At 55.9% G+C, this 17,362-nt stretch carries 20 protein-coding genes; 2 read left to right on the plus strand and 18 right to left on the minus strand.

What is annotated here, in order from left to right; genetic code table 11:
* The first annotated feature begins 20 nt into the window (after nt 1-20).
* Both OYT1_RS02690 and OYT1_RS02695 read left to right on the plus strand, forming a co-directional pair.
* The gene (locus OYT1_RS02690) at nt 21-3,104 is read left to right on the plus strand and encodes an efflux RND transporter permease subunit (RefSeq protein WP_062625461.1); all 3,084 of its coding nucleotides are present in this window, start codon (nt 21-23) and stop codon (nt 3,102-3,104) included.
* A 39-nt stretch (nt 3,105-3,143) separates the two neighbouring features.
* The gene (locus tag OYT1_RS02695) at nt 3,144-4,358 is read left to right on the plus strand and encodes an HD-GYP domain-containing protein (RefSeq protein ID WP_062625460.1); all 1,215 of its coding nucleotides are present in this window, start codon (nt 3,144-3,146) and stop codon (nt 4,356-4,358) included.
* A 204-nt stretch (nt 4,359-4,562) separates the two neighbouring features.
* Here OYT1_RS02695 and OYT1_RS02700 read toward each other — a convergent pair whose 3' ends face one another.
* The 18 genes from OYT1_RS02700 to OYT1_RS02785 form a co-directional block, all read right to left on the minus strand.
* The gene (locus tag OYT1_RS02700; protein WP_062625459.1) at nt 4,563-4,994 is read right to left on the minus strand and encodes a hypothetical protein; all 432 of its coding nucleotides are present in this window, start codon (nt 4,992-4,994) and stop codon (nt 4,563-4,565) included.
* A 308-nt stretch (nt 4,995-5,302) separates the two neighbouring features.
* The gene (locus tag OYT1_RS02705) at nt 5,303-5,719 is read right to left on the minus strand and encodes an ExbD/TolR family protein (RefSeq protein WP_062625458.1); all 417 of its coding nucleotides are present in this window, start codon (nt 5,717-5,719) and stop codon (nt 5,303-5,305) included.
* 12 nt (nt 5,720-5,731) lie between these two features.
* Complete coding sequence (locus OYT1_RS02710) at nt 5,732-6,415, minus strand: MotA/TolQ/ExbB proton channel family protein (RefSeq protein ID WP_062625457.1); 684 nt, start codon at nt 6,413-6,415, stop codon at nt 5,732-5,734.
* A complete protein-coding gene (locus tag OYT1_RS02715) occupies nt 6,415-7,041 on the minus strand; it encodes an energy transducer TonB (RefSeq protein ID WP_062625456.1) in 627 nt (208 codons plus the stop codon). The genes OYT1_RS02710 and OYT1_RS02715 overlap by 1 nt, the downstream gene beginning before the upstream one ends.
* Before the next feature lie 54 nt (nt 7,042-7,095).
* Nucleotides 7,096-7,347, minus strand: a complete 252-nt coding sequence (locus tag OYT1_RS02720) for a hypothetical protein (protein WP_062625455.1) — start codon at nt 7,345-7,347, stop codon at nt 7,096-7,098.
* Between the two features lie 207 nt (nt 7,348-7,554).
* Nucleotides 7,555-8,091: a response regulator transcription factor gene (locus OYT1_RS02725; protein ID WP_062625454.1), complete on the minus strand. Its 537-nt coding sequence runs from the start codon at nt 8,089-8,091 to the stop codon at nt 7,555-7,557.
* A complete protein-coding gene (locus OYT1_RS02730; protein ID WP_062625453.1) occupies nt 8,088-8,636 on the minus strand; it encodes a hypothetical protein in 549 nt (182 codons plus the stop codon). Before OYT1_RS02730 ends, OYT1_RS02725 begins: the two co-directional genes overlap by 4 nt.
* A gap of 443 nt (nt 8,637-9,079) precedes the next feature.
* Nucleotides 9,080-9,391: a c-type cytochrome gene (locus OYT1_RS02735; RefSeq protein WP_062625452.1), complete on the minus strand. Its 312-nt coding sequence runs from the start codon at nt 9,389-9,391 to the stop codon at nt 9,080-9,082.
* 295 nt (nt 9,392-9,686) lie between these two features.
* Complete coding sequence (locus OYT1_RS02740) at nt 9,687-9,998, minus strand: c-type cytochrome (protein ID WP_062625451.1); 312 nt, start codon at nt 9,996-9,998, stop codon at nt 9,687-9,689.
* Between the two features lie 180 nt (nt 9,999-10,178).
* Nucleotides 10,179-11,633, minus strand: coding sequence for a magnesium transporter (gene mgtE, locus OYT1_RS02745; RefSeq protein WP_062625450.1), 1,455 nt, complete (start codon nt 11,631-11,633; stop codon nt 10,179-10,181).
* 72 nt (nt 11,634-11,705) lie between these two features.
* Complete coding sequence (locus tag OYT1_RS02750) at nt 11,706-12,305, minus strand: flavin prenyltransferase UbiX (RefSeq protein ID WP_062625449.1); 600 nt, start codon at nt 12,303-12,305, stop codon at nt 11,706-11,708.
* Nucleotides 12,302-12,832: a Gx transporter family protein gene (locus tag OYT1_RS02755; RefSeq protein ID WP_062625448.1), complete on the minus strand. Its 531-nt coding sequence runs from the start codon at nt 12,830-12,832 to the stop codon at nt 12,302-12,304. Before OYT1_RS02755 ends, OYT1_RS02750 begins: the two co-directional genes overlap by 4 nt.
* A gap of 93 nt (nt 12,833-12,925) precedes the next feature.
* Nucleotides 12,926-13,294, minus strand: a complete 369-nt coding sequence (locus OYT1_RS02760) for a NusG domain II-containing protein (protein WP_197714104.1) — start codon at nt 13,292-13,294, stop codon at nt 12,926-12,928.
* A gap of 4 nt (nt 13,295-13,298) precedes the next feature.
* Nucleotides 13,299-14,138, minus strand: coding sequence for an RNase adapter RapZ (gene rapZ / locus OYT1_RS02765; protein ID WP_062625447.1), 840 nt, complete (start codon nt 14,136-14,138; stop codon nt 13,299-13,301).
* Entirely contained in the window at nt 14,135-15,085 is a 951-nt protein-coding gene (gene hprK / locus OYT1_RS02770; protein WP_062625446.1) for an HPr(Ser) kinase/phosphatase, read from the minus strand. Before hprK ends, rapZ begins: the two co-directional genes overlap by 4 nt.
* A 14-nt stretch (nt 15,086-15,099) precedes the next feature.
* Complete coding sequence (locus OYT1_RS02775) at nt 15,100-15,555, minus strand: PTS sugar transporter subunit IIA (protein WP_062625445.1); 456 nt, start codon at nt 15,553-15,555, stop codon at nt 15,100-15,102.
* 47 nt (nt 15,556-15,602) lie between these two features.
* Entirely contained in the window at nt 15,603-15,926 is a 324-nt protein-coding gene (gene hpf, locus OYT1_RS02780; protein WP_062625444.1) for a ribosome hibernation-promoting factor, HPF/YfiA family, read from the minus strand.
* A gap of 13 nt (nt 15,927-15,939) precedes the next feature.
* The gene (locus tag OYT1_RS02785; protein ID WP_062625443.1) at nt 15,940-17,346 is read right to left on the minus strand and encodes an RNA polymerase factor sigma-54; all 1,407 of its coding nucleotides are present in this window, start codon (nt 17,344-17,346) and stop codon (nt 15,940-15,942) included.
* Nucleotides 17,347-17,362 lie beyond the last annotated feature (16 nt).

The following is a 17,362-nucleotide window of genomic DNA, read 5'->3' on the forward strand; positions in this document are numbered from 1 at the left end:
TGCAACCACGGAATCGTCCCATGAATCTGCCAGAGTTATCCATCAAACGTCACGTCTTCGCCTTCATGCTCAGCGGCGTGCTGATGCTGGTCGGCCTGATCGGCTACCAGCGCGTCGGCGTGGACCAGTTCCCGTACATCGAATTTCCCATCATCTCGGTGAGCACCAGCATCAAGGGCGCGAACCCAGACAATGTGGACATGAGCGTGACCAACGTGATCGAGTCGGCGGTGAATAGCGTGCCGGGCATCGAGCACGTCATGTCCACCTCGTCGCCGGGCATGTCGGTGGTGGCGATCACCTTCAGTCTGGAAAAGAACACCGACATCGCGTTCAACGAGGTGCAGGCCAAGATCAATCAGGCCTTGCGTCGTTTGCCTAGCGGCACCGATCCGCCCGTGGTGGCCAAGATGGATACCGGCTCCAGCCCCATCATGTGGCTGGCTTTGCAGGGTGACCGCACATCGCAGCAGCTTAACCAGTACGCCGCCAACGTCATCAAAAAGAAACTGGAGACGATCAGTGGCGTGGGCGAAGTGCGCTTGGGCGGACGGCGTGACCGCACCATCCGCATCAATCTGAAACCGGCGGCGCTAGCCTCGCGCAACCTCACTACGCAAGACTTGATGGCCGCCTTCAATCGCGAGCATCTGCAATTGCCGGGTGGATTCCTAGTCAGCGATCAACGTGAGTTCCTGCTCAAGCTGGACATGGAATTCCATCACATCGACGATCTGGGCAAGCTGGTGGTCGCCTACCGCGATGGTTCGGCTATCCGTCTGGCGGATGTGGCCGAGATCGAAGACGGGCTGGCCGACAATCGCCAGATGGCCCGTTTCAATGTTGCGCCTGCCGTCGGCATCGGCATCGTCAAGGTGTCGGGAGCCAACACCGTGGCTATCGCCGATGAAGTGCAGCGCCGTCTGGCGAAAGACATCGTGCCGTCACTGCCGCCCGGCATGACACTGAAAGTCGCTACCAACGACGCGGCCTACATCATGGAAATGATCGGTGCGTTGAAAGAACACTTGATCGAAGGCACCTTGCTGGCCGGGCTGGTCGTCTGGTTGTTCCTGCGCAGCGTGCGTTCGACTCTCATTATTTCGGTCGCTATTCCGGTGTCTTTGCTGGGGGCGATCGCGGTGATTTATTTCGCTGGCTACACGCTGAATTCGATGACCATGCTGGCGCTGCTGTTGCTCATCGGTGTGGTGGTGGATGATGCTATCGTGGTGCTGGAGAACATCTTCCGCCACCGCGAAGAGATCGATCCTGATCCGATCAATGCGGCGTTGAACGGCAGTCGCGAAGTGGTGTTTGCAGTGATTGCGGCCACCTTGTCGCTGGTGTCCATCTTCGCACCGGTGATCTTCATGAGCGGAATCATCGGCATGTTCTTCAAGTCGTTCGCGGTGGTGGTGACGTTCGGCGTGCTGGTGTCGTTGTTTGTCTCGCTCACGCTCACGCCGATGTTGTGCTCGCGCTACCTCAAGGTGCAGAAGCAGCATGGAAAGTTCTATTACCGGTTGGAAGCGGCGTTCACTTGGCTGGACAATTTCTACCGCAAGCTGCTGGGCTGGGCCTTGCAGCATCGCTGGAAAGTGGTCGGCTTCACCGTGGTTGCGGTGTTCTCTAGTGGTTTCTTCTTTGCCAACGTGGGCAAGGCGTTCTCGCCGGACGAAGATCAAGGGCGCTTCATGGTGCTTACCAAAGCGCCGCTCGGCTCATCCATTGAGTACACCAGCGGAAAATTGGCCGAGGTGGAACGTGTGTTGGCTAGCCATCCCGAAGTGTTGAGCAATTTCTCCGGTATCGGCATCGGTTCGGCGGGGCAGGTGAATCAGGCGTTCTCGTATGTGCGCATGACACCGCGTCACGAGCGCAAGGTGCGTCAGCAGGAATTGCTGGCACAGCTGCGCATAGAGCTGGCGGCGATTCCCGGCATCCGTGCTTTCCCCGCGCCGGTGTCGATGATGCAGGGCCAGCGCGGCGATCCTTTGCAGTTCGTGGTGACTGGGCCGAATCTGGGCGAGGTGGCTCGACTCTCGGCTGAGTTGCAGCGCAAGTTGAACAAGGAAGTGCCGGGATTGGGGCGCGTCGATACCGATCTGCAACTGGATCTGCCGCAGCTTTCCATGCACCTTGATCGCGCCAAGGCGGCGGTGCTGGGCTTGTCTGCCCAAGACGTGGCGATGACGTTGAACGTGATGACCGGCGGCGTCAATGTGGCGGCGTACAGCGACGAGCCGGGCGACGGTGAGCGTTACGACGTGCGCCTGAAGGCGGCGGAAGGTGCGCTGACCAAGCCGGATGATCTGAAGCGTATCTTCCTGCGCGCTCGCGACGGCAGTATGGTGCGCATGGATAGCGTAGCCAGCTTCGAGCAGGAGTTGGGGCCAGCGGTGGTGGGACGTTACGATCTCAAGTACTCCGGCATCTTCTACGCCACGCCGATCATGCCGCTGGGCGATGCGGCGAACAAGGTGAAAGAGATCGGCGCGTCCATGATGCCCGCTGGGTATCAGGTCAAGTTGATCGGGCAGGCGGAGGAGTTCGGTAAGACGGTCGGCTACATGATCTTCGCCTTCTCGCTGGCTATCGTGCTGCTGTACATGGTGCTGGCCAGCCAGTTCAACTCCTTTGTGCAGCCCTTCATCATTATGGTGGCGCAACCGCTGGCCATTATCGGCGGCGTGATGTCGCTGTGGCTGATCGGCCATACGCTGAACATCTACTCGATGATCGGCTTGGTGCTGCTGATCGGTCTGGTGGCGAAGAACTCCATCCTGCTCATCGATCTGACCAACCAGCGCCGTGTCGAAGGCCTAGCCATCGACGACGCGCTGCGTAATGCTTGCCCGATCCGCTTGCGTCCGGTGCTGATGACTTCCGCGACCATCATTCTGGCCCTGTTCCCCGCCGCGTTGGGCTTAGGTGCCGGTGCTGAGACCAACGGCCCGCTGGCTGTCGCGGTGATCGGCGGCATGATCTCTTCCACTTTGTTGACGTTGGTGGTGGTGCCGTCGGTGTACTCGCTGGTCGAGGGGGCAATTGAACGTCGCCGAGCAAAACGGCTGGCGGCAGAGTCGGCAACTGCTATTTGATTTGCTATGATGATCACCTCATTCAAAGCGTAGTGCCTCATGCTGAAGAAGATCAAAGTTCCCGATGTGCGCCTGGGCATGTACCTCCAGGAGATTTGCGCCAGTTGGATGGATCATCCGTTCTGGCGCAAGTCGTTCTTGCTCGAAGATGCGGCTGATCTAAAGACCTTGCAGACGTGCGGGGTCACCGATGTTTGGATCGACACTAAAAAGGGGCTGGATGTCTCAGCGGGTGCGGAGGTCTCCTCTGAGCAGGACGAAGAGCAAAAGATCGAATCTGAACTGGAACAGATCGCGAGTGAGCCAACTCGAGAGGTTCATCGCGTCAGCTTGAATGACGAAGTAGCTAGAGCGCGTAAGATCCACGCAAAGGCTCGTGAAGCCGTCGTTTCCATGTTTGGCGAGGCTAGGCTAGGACGGGCGGTGGATGTGGCGGGTGCGGGTGAGTTGGTGGACGAGATCAATCAGTCCATCGCACGTAATTCGAGCGCATTACTCAGCTTGGCGCGGCTGAAAGGTAAGGACGATTACACTTATCTACACTCGGTGGCCGTATGCGCGTTGATGGTGGCGCTGGGGCGACAGCTCGGCTTGAAGGGTGAGCAATTGCGCGATGTCGGCATGGCTGGCTTGCTGCATGACGTGGGCAAGATGCTGATCCCAGAAGAAGTGCTCAACAAGCCGGGGCGTTTGACCGACGAGGAGTTCGAGCAGGTCAAGCAGCATCCGGTCAAGGGTTGGGAGCTGCTCAAAGCTTCGAAAAACGTATGCGCCATCGCGCAGGAAGTTTGTTTGCATCACCACGAAAAAGTAGATGGCTCAGGTTATCCCGATCACCTATCGGGCGAGGCGCTGACGTTGGTGTCACGCATGGGCGCAGTGTGCGATGTGTATGACGCGTTGACCTCGAACCGCTGTTATAAGAGTGGCTGGGAGCCAGGCGAGGCGTTGCGTAAGATGGCCGAATGGCGCAACGGCCATTTCGACGAGGCAGTGTTCCACGCCTTCGTCAAGACCGTGGGTATCTATCCGACCAATACCGTGGTGAAACTCAAATCGGGGCGCCTAGCCGTGGTGCTGGACCAGTCCGACAAGAGCCTGCTCACGCCCGTGGTCAAAGTATTCTTCTCCACACGCTCTAACACCCGCATCCCCGTCGAAATAGTCGATCTGGCCAAGTCAGCTGAAAGCATCGCCGGCATGGAAGACTCCACGCAGTGGGCCGCTGACATCAAGAAACTCACTGGGATATAGCCGCGTCCCCTCTCAAACTCATCGACATCTTTTTTGATGTAGCGAATCTCCCGCAGCAACGGATAGAGCAGTTCTCCATGCGGACATCGGAAATCTAGAGTTGATTAAGGCTCGCGCAGGATCAACCGTGGGGCTACGGCGCTTTACTTCCGACTTAGACCCAGGGCGGACTTTCAACGTTGGACATTCCTCTCTATGGAAGGGTTAGGCCGCACCTTGCACTCGTTTCATGAGTTGCGTGCTTTCGGCATTCACAGCCTGGAGGCACTCAGTCAGTTCGTCTTCAAGCATCGAATACTCGATGTATTTGTCTTCGACGGTTCCTCTGTCGTACAGAGACACCATTGTGATTAGCAAGGAGCGATGAGCAATGTGATTGCGCTCGGTTTGCAACTTCTGAAGGCGGGCGTGAAGCTCCGCGTTTGTATTGAACTTTTTGAAGAGAGTGAGCAGCCTTCCGAGTGGAAGATCACTCAGGTCATCTTCGGTGTACCCAAAGTCGAGTAGGCCCTCTACGCGGGTTTGTATGACTTTGTAGTTGAGGCCGACGTAGACCTTTAGCGCAAGATCAAGCAACTGAAAGCTGCCAAGCAAGCGCATGGTTGTGTCTTTGTAGTACTTGCGCGGATCGTCCATAGTGCGGGCTAACAGTTATTGTAGAGACCCATGGGCCCGGACATTTTTTAATATAGAGGCAGACATTTTCCGCACCTACCCTTATGAATAATTTGCATTTATGAATTCCTGCGTTTCTTTATTACACTATTAGTAAGGAGACGCAAAGCCCGATGCGTATTGAACCATATTGCCTTGATTTGGCACATAGACCGAAGTATCTAGATACTCGATCTAGGGTCTCCTTTACTAAATGAAAATTTCCGCTTCTGGCGCTCAGCGGTCAACTGTCCGTCCGTTGAATACTCGCTATCGGGATTTCCGACGGCTCACGGCCGAGGATCGGTCACAAACCCTATCCGTATCATGCCTGCTTTAGCAGCCTCGGACATTACCTTGGCGACTAATTCGTAGTGAGCGTAGCGATCGGCGCGTAGGTGTAACTCCGGCTGTGGCTGCTTGCTGGCTTCTTTGAGGAAGCGTTGGTGCAGGTTCGCCTCTTCCACCTTCTCGCCATTCCAGAACAGACTGCCGTCTTCACGGATACCGAATTCGATATGCTCCGGCTGGGTGAGGTTGGCCGTACTGGAGGCCTTGGGCAGGTCGATCTTGACCGCGTTGGTGAGCAGTGGCGCGGTGATGATGAACACCACCAGCAGCACCAGCATCACATCCACCAAGGGCACGACGTTGATCTCGGCCATGGGCCCTTGATGCCGCTTTGAATCAAAACTTCCGAATGCCATGCGATTCTCCTGTCACTCGGCGTGCTTGTCGCCGAGCGTGATCAAGGCGTACACGTCGTGGGCGAAATTATCGAGTTTGGCTAACCATAGCCGATTGCGACGGGTGAACGAGTTGTAGGCCAGCACCGCCGGGATCGCCACGGCCAAGCCGACCGCCGTCATGATGAGAGCCTCGCCCACCGGCCCGGCCACCTTGTCCAGCGTACCCTGGCCGCTCATACCGATCTGCACCAGCGCGTGGTAGATGCCCCAAACCGTACCGAACAGGCCGACGAAGGGGGCAGCAGAGCCTGCCGAGGCGAGCACCGTCAGTCCGTATTCAACCTTGGCTGACTCTTGGTCGATGCTATTGCGCAGCACGCGCGTGAGGTATTCCGACATGCCGCCCGCTGCGGAGAGCTTTTGCACGCCACTCTGATTTTCTGCGTTGACCAGTAGCGCCTGCCGTGCAAGTTCGGCGAAGGCGTTGTCGGTGGGTGCTGTGCCCAGCGAGACTTGCATCGCCTGCAAGGAGGGCGCTTCCCAGAAGCGCTTGAGGAAGGCGTCGGCCCGTTGACGCTCGCTACGGTTGGCCAGCGCCTTGGTGATGATCAGATACCAGCTTGCCATCGATAGCAGTAGTAGCAAGGCGAGCACGATCTTGCCCAACATATCTGATTGTGCGAGGAAATGGGCAAAGCCCAGACTCTGTTCCATTATCTTCCTTCCAGTACAAAAACAAAGGGTTGGATCGCAGCTGTGATGACGGCGACCCCATCGCGGATGGCTGGCTTGCAACGCCAACCTTTCACCGCACTCACAGCAGCCTCGTCAAGAAGACGATAGCCGGACGTGGTTTTGACGTGCACGTTGGAGACGCGCCCCTCCGTGCTCAACTCGACCAGCAGCACCACACGTCCTTGCTCATTCATTCGCATGGAATGGGCAGGATAGCTGGGCGGGCTGCGCTCTGGGCAACTCACGGACAACTCGCCACTCAACATCACCGGCTGTGGCGGCAACGGCGGAGCTTCGATGACTATCGGTGCGGGCGGAGGAGGAGGGGCGACTGGCTCATCGGCCAACACGGGTGCATGTGCGACGAGCTGCTGCGGTTTGGGCGGCTCGATCGGACGCGGCTTGGGTTGCGGTCTCGGTGGTTCGGGTTGGGGTTTTTCCAGCGCGGGCGGATTGATGAGGTTGACTATCAGCGTCACCGCAGCATCCGGTGTGGGCAGGATGCGGTAGCTCCAAAGCACAAACAGCGCCGCACCATGCAGCACGATCACTAAGGTCAATCCGAACCACTGTTCTGGAGTCAATTTGCGCAGTGCGTCGAACATTCAATCTTTACAGGTAGAGCAAGTCGATTTGAAACCTAGCTTTGTAGCCTTTGTTCACTTGGAGAGCCTTGCTTTTGCTCGCCGTGCCGTAACAGTAGCAGTTTGCACCATGCCTGCAAACATATCGTTCAGGAATTGCACGGCAACTGGAGGCGCTTTCTCTGGCGAGCCTGCATCGAAGGGCGGTTGCGGATCGTATTCGAGATAGAGTTGGATCGCTTGGGCATAGGTCTCGCTGGTGAGCAGCGCAGCGATCTTGAGCCAAAAATCGATGCGGGTAGTCACGATGTTCTGTACGAATTGCATTTCAAGATGATCGGGACTCTGTTCGGACGTGGTGGTTGGCGTGACAGAGATTAAGGTGGGAGCCGGAGTTTTCTGTTTGATCGGATGGAGATAGTTTCAGATCAGATGTATCTCGCGACTCGACGAGTTGAACACACTCGATAAACAATAGCTGATACGGTGAGAAGGTGACAAATTGTCGTAGCCGATGGGGCTCGGTGAGGGTACCTAAGCCGCAGGGATTTTCGCTAACTTTCGCTGCAAAGTGCGACGATGCATTTTCAGCGCGCGCGCAGTTTCCGTGATATTTCCGTGATGCTCACCCAACTTGCGATGCAGGAATTCAGCTTCATTAGTCGGTTGGGAGTTTAGGGGGAGTGCGGGCTCAGATGAAGTGGTGCCAGAGAGAGTAGCTGAGATTTGTTCGGCAGAGGAGGATTTGGCGAGGAACTGCACCGAACCGCAGTGGATGGCGCTGAGTGTTGGCGGGAGCGTGCTATTGTGAGTGAGCACGACTACGCGAGATTGGGGCTTGCTGCGATGCAGTAGATCGACTAATACCATGCCGCTGGCACCGGGCAGCTTCAGGTTGAATACGCCGAAATCGGGACGCAGCTCTAAGATCAACGGCAGTGCTTCTTCGGCGCTGATGGCGTGGTGTACGCTGTATCCTTGGCGTTTCAACGATTGTGCCAATGTGCGTGATTGCGAGACATCGTTGTCCACCAGAAGTAGTACTTTTTCAGTGGTGGCTTGCATGGTCATACGGTTTCGATGCTGGAAGTTGCTGTTGCATTGGTATTTGGGATGGGTGCGTCAAATAGGCTCCCATTTGCTGACCATTCATCAGCCTGAATGACAAGCAGATCGGCGACTAAGGCCGCACCTCGCGTCGCGACATCCTCAAGATTTGCATAGCGTTCGCTCCACGGTGCGGAATCGTTCGCTGTCAGTAATTCGTGCAGTAAGCGATTCTTTTCCTCGCTCCAATCCATTACTTTCAAATATAGGGACAGGGCAATCTTATTAGTTTCACGCACGCCATGGAGTTTGATGCCTGATAGTTCGAACACAAGTGCTCCTATGCAGGTAAGTCGGATTCGACTTGCATCTTGGGATTGCAGACTGGCTTTTCGCGCAGCAAGGTAGTACGACATGACCGTTTCGCTCAAGGCGATAGCTTCAGCGAATTGTCGCGAATCTAGGGCATTCTCAATCTCAGAGTAGGCACTTTGGAATAGTAGCTGCTGAGTAGGTAAGCCGGTTTTTGACGGACTTGGAGCGATGTTTTCTGGTTGTATTGTTGGCATGGCTCATCCTTGTTTCAACGCGGCCTCTTTAAGCGGTTCGAGGGGGGTTTGTTCAACTAATTTAACCTTTGGCTCGACACATTTCGGAGTGAGGTTTACTGGTGGAGAGTGCGGGAAAGTAATACCTCGCTCCATAGGAAAGTCCTGCAAAGCCGATCAGAGTGATTGCAATGATCAGTAATCTTGAGTGCCCTAGCCTATGGGGAAGCCGCATATCTACTCCGAAGATGGTGTTGATCAGTACCCGTCGATGGCAGGAGGTTTTACGGATTCTGGGAGGAGACCTTATCGATCTGCCACCGACTAGGCAGAGCGTAATCTACAGAAAAACCCAGATGTGCGGAATGTGGCATTTTGTCGCGCGACAAAATGTCGCACCCCAGAAATGGGGCAAACAATAAAGCCGACTTGCGTCGGCTTTATTGTTTCGATCCGAGATCGAGTTACAGGGTCATGATGAACTTGGCTAGGTCCTTGATCTGCGCTTCGTTGGCACCCATGCCCTTAGCTGGCATTTGACCCATCTTCCAGCCAAACTGACCACCTTTGGTGATATTGGCTACCAGCGTTGCTTCTGCATCCTTCTGGCCCTTGTATTTCGTGGCTACATCCTTCCAGCTTGGCCCGACCAACTTGGTGTCGATCTTGTGGCATGCGCCACATTTGGCCTTGCCATCAGCAGGCATATCAACAGCCATTGCATTGCCTGCAAACATCAAACCAACTACTGCTACTGTAGCGAAAATAGACTTCATATTCTTCTCCGTGTTATCAACATTGTCAGTGGAGGGGATTCCTCCGTTCCTTGCTACTAAGTCGCCAGTTCGAGACTAGGATAAGAACCAGACGATTAGATATTCCAGTCGATGAAGTCAGGGAAGATTCTGGGATGAGATATTGATAAGCCACCACCGACTGGGCAGGGCGTAATCTACCTAAATATATCTAACGTTGGAATGCGGCATTTTGTCGCACGTAAAATACTAGGCTTTGAGTTGGGCAACAAAAAAGCCAGCATACGCTGGCTTTTTTGTTGATGCTGTAACGAAATTACAGAGTCATGATGAACTTGGCCAGATCTTTGATCTGAGCTTCGTTGGCACCCATGCCCTTAGCTGGCATTTGACCCATCTTCCAGCCAAACTGACCACCCTTGGTGATGTTGGCTACCAGAGTTGCTTCAGCATCTTTGTTACCCTTGTACTTAGCTGCAACATCTTTCCATGCTGGGCCGACCAACTTGGTGTCGATCTTGTGGCAAGCGCCACACTTGGCCTTGCCATCAGCAGGCATATCAGTTGCCATTGCATTGCCAGCTACCATCAAACCTGCAACTGCTACTGCTGCGAAAATAGATTTCATATTCTTCTCCGTGAAAATCAACATTGTCAGTGGAGGATGTCCCCCGTCCCTTGCTACCATTTCGCCAGTTTCAGCTTATGCAAAAAACTAGACGACGGGATATTAACGCAAACAGAATATGATGGGTTGACAAAAAATTCGGAAAATTTCCGATAATTCGCTTCACCTTTTGGTGGGTGATCAGTGGATCAAAAAGATCGTCGCTAAGCCAAGGAAGATGAAGAAACCGCCGCTGTCCGTGATGGCCGTGAGTAAGACGCTGGAGCCTATGGCCGGATCACGTCCAAACCGTTGCATGGCAAGTGGGACGACCAAACCGACGATGGCGCCGAGTAGCAGGTTGAGTAGCATGGCGCTGGCCATGACTAAACCCAGCGGAATGCTGTGGTAGAGCGCATAGGCAAATAGTCCTGCGACACTGCCCCATACCAAGCCGTTCAAGCCGCTGATGGCTAACTCTTTGATGAGCAAGTGGCGAGCACTGGCCTGAGTGATTTGCCCTAAGGCGAGCGAGCGGATGATGATGGTGGTGGTTTGGTTGCCGGAGTTGCCTGCGATGCCTGCGACGATGGGCATCAGCGTAGCCAAAGCGACGAATTTTTCGATAGTGTCTTCGAAGCTGCCGATGACGCGCGAGGCGAAGAAGGCGGTGCACAGATTGAGCGCTAGCCACATCCAGCGGTTTTGCGCCGATTTCCATACCGAGGCGAAGATGTCTTCCTCTTCGCGCAGACCGGCCTGATTCAGTAAGTCTGTTTCGGACTCCTCACGGATGAAGTCCACCACCGCGTTCACAGTAACGCGGCCGACCAGTTTGCCATCTTCATCCACGACAGGAGCTGAGACTAGGTCATAACGCTCGAAGGCCTGTGCAGCTTGTTCGGCCTGATCGTCAGGGTGCAGCGTAACTGTCTCATGCTTGACTAGGGTTGCGACATCCAACTCCGGCTCGTTCACCAGCAAGAGGTTGAGTGGCAGCACGCCTTTGAAGCGATCTTCGCGGTCAACGACGAATAATTGGTCGGTGTGGTCGGGCAATTCGTCGAAGCGGCGCAGGTAGCGCGACACCACTTCGAGGGTCACGTCCTCGCGGATGGTGACCATGTCGAAATCCATCAACGCACCTACGCAGTCCTCGGGATACGACATGGCTGCGCGCAGTTGTTCGCGCTCTTCCACTGGCAATGACTTGAATACGTCACGCATCACCGCTTGCGGTAGGTCGGGCGCTAAGTCGGCGATCTCATCGGTATCGAGTTGCTCGGTCGCTTCAAACAGCTCCTCGCGGCTCATGGTCGCAATCAGCGATTCGCGCACCGCATCTGAGACTTCGATCAGGATTTCGCCGTCGCGGTTGGCTTTGACTAGATCCCAGACGATCAAACGTTGCTCAATTGGCAGCGCTTCAAGGATGTAGGCGATGTCGGCGGGGTGTAGCGTCTCCAGCTTATCGCTGAGTTCGGCCAAATGGCGTTTGTGCAGGATGGTTTCGACCAACTCATGGCGCTCTTCGCGCGGCATTTCTTGTTTGTGAACCAACGTTGCCACCAGTTCGTGACGATGCAACAGCGCCTCGACCTGTTTCAGGTGATGCTGTACATCCTCAGTGTAGTGGTGTTCGTGGTTCTCGGTCATTGCGCGCCCGCTCCAAAGTGGCGGCTATTCTAATGAAAATGCACTTAGGCCGTGCGAAAAATGCACTCGATGCTACTTACCCCAAGGGGTGACTAGATTCTGTGCGACACCTAAATGGTCGAGGATGCGTGCGACGACGAAATCGACGATGTCCTGCACCGATTGCGGATGGTGATAAAAGCCGGGATTGGGCGGCAGGATGACGGCGCCAGCGTGCGTCAATTTGAGCATGTTCTCTAGGTGAATGGCAGAGAACGGGGTTTCGCGGGGTACCAGAATCAGCGTGCGTCTTTCCTTGAGCATCACGTCAGCGGCGCGGGCGATGAGGTCGTCGGACATTCCAGTCGCTACGGCGGCGAGCATCCCCATGGTGCATGGGCAGATCACCATCGCATCTCCCGGGTTCGAGCCGGAAGCCATCGGTGCGAACCAGTCGTCACGCCCATACACCGCCAACTCTCCAGTGAATGTACCCAGCCGCTCCAGCAGCAATAGCTGGGCTTCCTGCGGGCGCGAGGGGAGCGTGAAGCCCATCTCCTGAGTGGCAACGATCTGTGCGGCTTGTGTATAGACCAGCTGGACGCGATGACCGCTGTGCAGCAAGCACTCAAGCAAGCGAAAAGCATAAGGCAGGCCAGATGCACCAGTGAGGGCTAGGGTGATGGTTTTCATGTCGGATGTGTCGCGGGGGCGGAGTCCGGAGACAGGAAGCGGGTGGCGATTATACCGTTCACCGTGCCGAACAACAGTGCCGCCGCCGCAAAGATGGGTAACAGCCAAGCCAGCCCAGCGTGTGGGATCAGCCAGACATAGACCACGACCATTTGGCCGCTAATGTGCGCGAATGCGGCGAGGATGCTTTGACTGACTGGGCCGAAGACACGGTGTGGCAGATGACGACTCGCAGCCAGTACAAGCAAGCTGCATACTGCGCCGGATAGGCTGAGAAAGAAGCCCGGTGCGAGGAAGTTGCCGAACAACAAGCTGCCAGCAATGACGCGCAACAGCGAGACCCATGCCGCCGCGCGCCAACCATACCGAGTCAGCACGATCAAGGTGACGATGTTCGCCAGCCCTGGTTTAACTCCCGGCAACGGCGATGGAATCGCCGCTTCCAGCACCGATAGTCCAAATGCTGCCGCTGCCATGCGCGCCAGATGGTGATCTTCGGTCGAAGTCTCTAGTTTTATCGTACTCATGTTTACGAGTGCTGAGTATCGAGGGCTGAGTGCTGAGCAAATCCGGTGGCTGGGAGTTTACTCAGCACTCGGTACTTAGCACGTACAACTGACTTAATAGTTGAGGCTGTCATAGTTTTTACTTCGTCCAGCCATTTCTACACTGATTTCGTTCGGCAGGCAGATAGCGATCTCACCCGCCTGCTTGAGCCAGCCTTGGCGCACGCAATATTGGCGCGGGCTGGGATCGGATTCGATGCGGGCTTGGCGGTTGTGGATGGTGATGATGCTGACACCCAGCGGGCCGGGGACGTGCAGTTTGGTGTCAGGGGAAAGCGGTAGTTCGCGGAATATCTTTCCGCCACTGCGCACGATGGCGCGATCTGCTGCTCCGCCATTCCAGCACACCAGCACTAGCCATGCCGTGAATAGCGCACCTGCCAGCATCGTCAGCCAATCGCCGAGGCGGATGGCGTTCAGCACGGCCTCAGCCCAACTCGCGGTGGCGCACCAGCACCTGTTGCTGCGGGGCGAAGTGGTGAGCCAACCGCTCGGTCAGATAGACCGAACGATGCTGCCCGCCGGTGCAGCCGACGGCGACCGTCAGGTAGCTGCGATTGTCGGCGACGTACGCGGGCAACCAGCGTTCAACGAAGCTGCGGATGTCGTCGTACATCTGTTGTACGGCAGGTAGCGGTTCGAGGAATTGGATGACCGGAGCATCGCGTCCGGTCAGCGGGCGCAGGAACGGGTTGTAATGCGGGTTGGGCAAGCAACGTACATCAAACACCATATCGGCATCGAGCGGGATGCCATGCTTGAAGCCAAAAGACTGGAATAGCAGCGTGAGTCGGGCGCGGTCGAGCTGAATGAACGATTTGACCCAAGCACGCAGGGCGTTCGGATTGAGGTCGCTGGTGTCAATGCGATGGCCGATGCTGCCGATGTCCGCCAGCAGGTCGCGTTCCTGCTGTACGCATTCCGGGAGCGTCAGCGTATCGTTGCTTAAAGGATGGCGCCGCCGAGTCTCCGAGTAGCGTTTGACGAGTTCGTCGTTGTTGGCGTCTAGGAACAACAGTCGGACGTCGATGCCTTGCTCGCGAAACTGTTCGATCAGTGCGGGCAGTTCGCGCACGCTGCCTCCGCTGCGCACATCGACCGCTACGGCGATCTGCCGATTTCCGGCCTGCTGCAGATTGGCGATCAATGTGGGTAGCAATTCGGCGGGCAGATTGTCCACGCAGTAGAACCCGTTATCTTCCAATAGTTTGATGGCGATGCTCTTGCCGGAGCCAGACAGGCCGCTGATGAGGAATAACTGGGTCATCGGTCTTCCAGATCGCGTTCCATTTCGGCTTGATGGCGATCGAAGAATTCCTTCATGGTGTCGATACCACGCTCTTGCAGCACGTAGTTGCGTGCGGCCGCTTCGACCAGTACAGCCAAGTTGCGTCCGGCCGTCACCGGAATGCTGACGGTGTTGATCTGTATGCCAAGAATCTCTTGGTGGCTGGCATTGAGAGGCAGCCGCTCCAGCTTGGACAGGTCTCCACCGGGCGGGCGGTGGAGGTGGACGATGAGCTTGAGTGATTTGCGTAGGCGCACGGCAGTTTCACCGAACATGGTGCGGATGTTCAGCATGCCTAGACCGCGCACTTCAAGAAAATCGCGTAGCAGATCAGGGCATTTTCCTTCGAGTGTGTCCGGCGAGGTGCGATAGAACTCAGTGATGTCGTCGGCAACTAGGCTGCTGCCGCGCGTGATGAGTTCCAAGCCGAGTTCACTTTTGCCCACGCCACTGTCGCCGGTGATGAGTACGCCGATGCCCATCACGTCGAGGAATACGCCGTGGCGCGTGGTCGATTCAGCCAATGCGGCAACGATGTAGTGGCGCACCAGCCACATCAGGTGGACGCTGTTCTTGGGCGAATGGAACAGCGGCGTGTGCGTCTGGTCGGCGTAGGCGACCAGCGCTTGCGGAATCTCGTCCGTGCCGGCGATGATCAGGCACAGTGTGCTGCCATGATCGAGTAGTTGCAGCGAGGCTTGCATCGCCTCGGCATCTAAGCTGTGTAGATAGTCCAGTTCGATGCTACTGAATACTTGCACCCAGTTCGGGTGGATCAGATTCATGTGGCCGATCAAGCCTTTGTTCGACGCATTGACGAGCTCGCTGTCGAGGATCTTGTCGGCGCCACCTTCTCCAGCGACCCATACCAAACCTAGTCGCTCTTGCTTGTCTTCGAACAGCCGCCGAATATCTACCTGAGCCATATCAAAGCCTCCGCCTAGGCTTGCCAGTTGGCGAACAGTTGGTAAAGAACGGCTGGGTCATCGCTGGCGAGCAGTTGATCTCGGAAGGATTTTTCGCAGAACATCTGTGCTAGTTCGCCTAACAGCTGTAGGTGCAGATCGGTCGCCCGTTCCGGTACCAGCAGGACAAAGATCAGGCTCACCGGCAGCCCATCCGGTGAATCGAAGGGGATCGGGGTGGTGGTTCGGATGAAACAGGCGATTGGATCGCGCAGTCCCTTGACGCGGCCATGTGGAATGGCAACGCCTTGCCCCAGCCCGGTCGAGCCGAGTTTCTCGCGCGCGAACAGACTGTCGAATACCTGACTGCGCCCGATGTTGCGAGTGTTCTCAAATAAGATGCCGACTCGTTCGAACACACGCTTCTTGCTGGTGGATTCGGCATCCACCATGACATTTTCGGGCGGCAGGAGGTTACTAATTAAACCCATGGTTTGTTCCCATGAAAAAGGGCGGCCATTAGACCGCCCACTAAAGGTTATTCTGCTTCAACGATCTTGCCGGAGTCGTCATGACGACGCGCGGTGTTCTTTTCCTTGTGCTTCAACACTTGGCGATCCAACTTCTCGATCAGCTCGTCGATGGCGACGTACAGGTTGGCATCTTGGCATTCCACGAAGATTGTTTTGCCGCTGATATGGACGGTGGCTTCTGCCTTTTGTTCGAGCTTGTCCACCGATAGGATTACGGTGACATCCAGCACGTTGTCGAAGTGTTTCTTGATCTTGCCCAGTTTGCTGACCACATGCTCACGAATGGCGGGAGTGATGTCTAGATGATGTCCGCTGAGGTTGAGGTTCATGGTTGCTCCTTTGTTAGAGTGATTTACGAAGATTGACCGGGAGGATATTTAGCGATTCCCGGTATTTTGCCACAGTGCGCCGAGCGACTTGTATGCCCTGCGACACGAGGATTTCTGCCAAACGGCTGTCGCTCAGCGGATGATGAGCATCTTCCTGAGAGACCAGTTGCTTGATTAAGGCGCGGATGGCGGTGGAGGAACATGCCCCGCCGCTGTCGGTGGAGACGCCGCTGCCGAAAAAATATTTGAGTTCAAAGATACCACGTGGAGTTAGCATGAACTTCTGTGTGGTGACTCGTGAAATGGTCGATTCGTGTAATTCAAGCTGTTCAGCGATCTCGCGCAGCACGAGCGGGCGCATGGCGACTTCGCCATGCTCAAGGAACATACGCTGCCGCTCCACGATGGCTTGCGATACGCGCAAGATGGTGTCGAAGCGCTGTTGCAGATTCTTGATGTACCAACGTGCTTCCTGTAACTGCCCAGTCATCTGTTGCGAACTTTGCTCATCACGGCGCTGCATGATGTTGGCGTAAAGTTGGTTCACGCGTAAACGTGGCATAGCTTCTGGGTTGAGGCGGGCCGCCCAGCGACCACGCTGGCGCTCGACGATGACGTCGGGCACGACGTAATCGCTGACCCGTTGCTCGTAACGCGCGGCTGGGCGCGGATTGAGTTGCAGAATGAGGGCTTGAGCCGCACGCAGACCATCTTCGTCACAGTGTAGCAGCCGTTTGAGGCGGGTGTAGTCGTGAGCAGCCAGGAGATCGAGATGCTTGTCCGTGAGTTGTATCGCTAGTTGCCGACTCGGGGTGGTGGCTGGCAGGGCGCGCAGCTGCAAGGACAAACACTCAGATAAATCGCGTGCCGCGATGCCAGGCTCATCTAGATGTTGCAACTGGACGAGTGCAGTTTCTAGATCATCTAGCGTGACATCTAACTCTTCCGGTAGCATCTCGAAGATGTCTTCCAATGACTGTGCCAGAAAGCCGCCATCATCTAGCGCGTCAATTAGCAGTGCAATCAGTTGGCGGTCATGGTGGTCGAGTTGGCTGAGGCTGAGTTGGGTCAGGAGATGCTCGCGCAGACTTGGGGAGCTGGCGGCTGTCTCGGGATAGTGGTCATCTTCGTCATCAGAGCTGGCTGAGCTAGGGCTATAAGACAGCTCGCTCCAGTCTTCCTCGGCCTTGGATGATTCTCTTTCAGGCTGCTCGGGGCTGGTGGAGGTGGTGCTTGCCGTACTCGTGGCAAACGAGGTGATCTCGTCTTCCTCGCGCTCCAAGAACGGATTCTCATCCAGCAGTCGCGCAGTTTCCTGATTGATCTCCAAGGTAGAGAGTTGCAGTAAGCGGATAGATTGCTGCAACTGCGGTGTGAGCGTCAGTTGCTGGGATTGCCTGAGTTGTAGTGATGCTTTCATGCCAACGATTATTAGG

The organism is Ferriphaselus amnicola (assembly GCF_000974685.2).
Lineage (GTDB): Bacteria > Pseudomonadota > Gammaproteobacteria > Burkholderiales > Gallionellaceae > Ferriphaselus > Ferriphaselus amnicola.

What these genes read in the sequence shown, in the direction of transcription:
- OYT1_RS02690 (WP_062625461.1), top strand. Translation starts at nt 21, where the DNA reads ATGAATCTGCCAGAGTTATCCATCAAACGTCACGTCTTCGCCTTCATG.
- OYT1_RS02695 (WP_062625460.1), top strand. Translation starts at nt 3,144, where the DNA reads ATGCTGAAGAAGATCAAAGTTCCCGATGTGCGCCTGGGCATGTACCTC.
- OYT1_RS02700 (WP_062625459.1), bottom strand. Translation starts at nt 4,994, where the DNA reads ATGGACGATCCGCGCAAGTACTACAAAGACACAACCATGCGCTTGCTT.
- OYT1_RS02705 (WP_062625458.1), bottom strand. Translation starts at nt 5,719, where the DNA reads ATGGCATTCGGAAGTTTTGATTCAAAGCGGCATCAAGGGCCCATGGCC.
- OYT1_RS02710 (WP_062625457.1), bottom strand. Translation starts at nt 6,415, where the DNA reads ATGGAACAGAGTCTGGGCTTTGCCCATTTCCTCGCACAATCAGATATG.
- OYT1_RS02715 (WP_062625456.1), bottom strand. Translation starts at nt 7,041, where the DNA reads ATGTTCGACGCACTGCGCAAATTGACTCCAGAACAGTGGTTCGGATTG.
- OYT1_RS02720 (WP_062625455.1), bottom strand. Translation starts at nt 7,347, where the DNA reads ATGCAATTCGTACAGAACATCGTGACTACCCGCATCGATTTTTGGCTC.
- OYT1_RS02725 (WP_062625454.1), bottom strand. Translation starts at nt 8,091, where the DNA reads ATGACCATGCAAGCCACCACTGAAAAAGTACTACTTCTGGTGGACAAC.
- OYT1_RS02730 (WP_062625453.1), bottom strand. Translation starts at nt 8,636, where the DNA reads ATGCCAACAATACAACCAGAAAACATCGCTCCAAGTCCGTCAAAAACC.
- OYT1_RS02735 (WP_062625452.1), bottom strand. Translation starts at nt 9,391, where the DNA reads ATGAAGTCTATTTTCGCTACAGTAGCAGTAGTTGGTTTGATGTTTGCA.
- OYT1_RS02740 (WP_062625451.1), bottom strand. Translation starts at nt 9,998, where the DNA reads ATGAAATCTATTTTCGCAGCAGTAGCAGTTGCAGGTTTGATGGTAGCT.
- mgtE (WP_062625450.1), bottom strand. Translation starts at nt 11,633, where the DNA reads ATGACCGAGAACCACGAACACCACTACACTGAGGATGTACAGCATCAC.
- OYT1_RS02750 (WP_062625449.1), bottom strand. Translation starts at nt 12,305, where the DNA reads ATGAAAACCATCACCCTAGCCCTCACTGGTGCATCTGGCCTGCCTTAT.
- OYT1_RS02755 (WP_062625448.1), bottom strand. Translation starts at nt 12,832, where the DNA reads ATGAGTACGATAAAACTAGAGACTTCGACCGAAGATCACCATCTGGCG.
- rapZ (WP_062625447.1), bottom strand. Translation starts at nt 14,138, where the DNA reads ATGACCCAGTTATTCCTCATCAGCGGCCTGTCTGGCTCCGGCAAGAGC.
- hprK (WP_062625446.1), bottom strand. Translation starts at nt 15,085, where the DNA reads ATGGCTCAGGTAGATATTCGGCGGCTGTTCGAAGACAAGCAAGAGCGA.
- OYT1_RS02775 (WP_062625445.1), bottom strand. Translation starts at nt 15,555, where the DNA reads ATGGGTTTAATTAGTAACCTCCTGCCGCCCGAAAATGTCATGGTGGAT.
- hpf (WP_062625444.1), bottom strand. Translation starts at nt 15,926, where the DNA reads ATGAACCTCAACCTCAGCGGACATCATCTAGACATCACTCCCGCCATT.
- OYT1_RS02785 (WP_062625443.1), bottom strand. Translation starts at nt 17,346, where the DNA reads ATGAAAGCATCACTACAACTCAGGCAATCCCAGCAACTGACGCTCACA.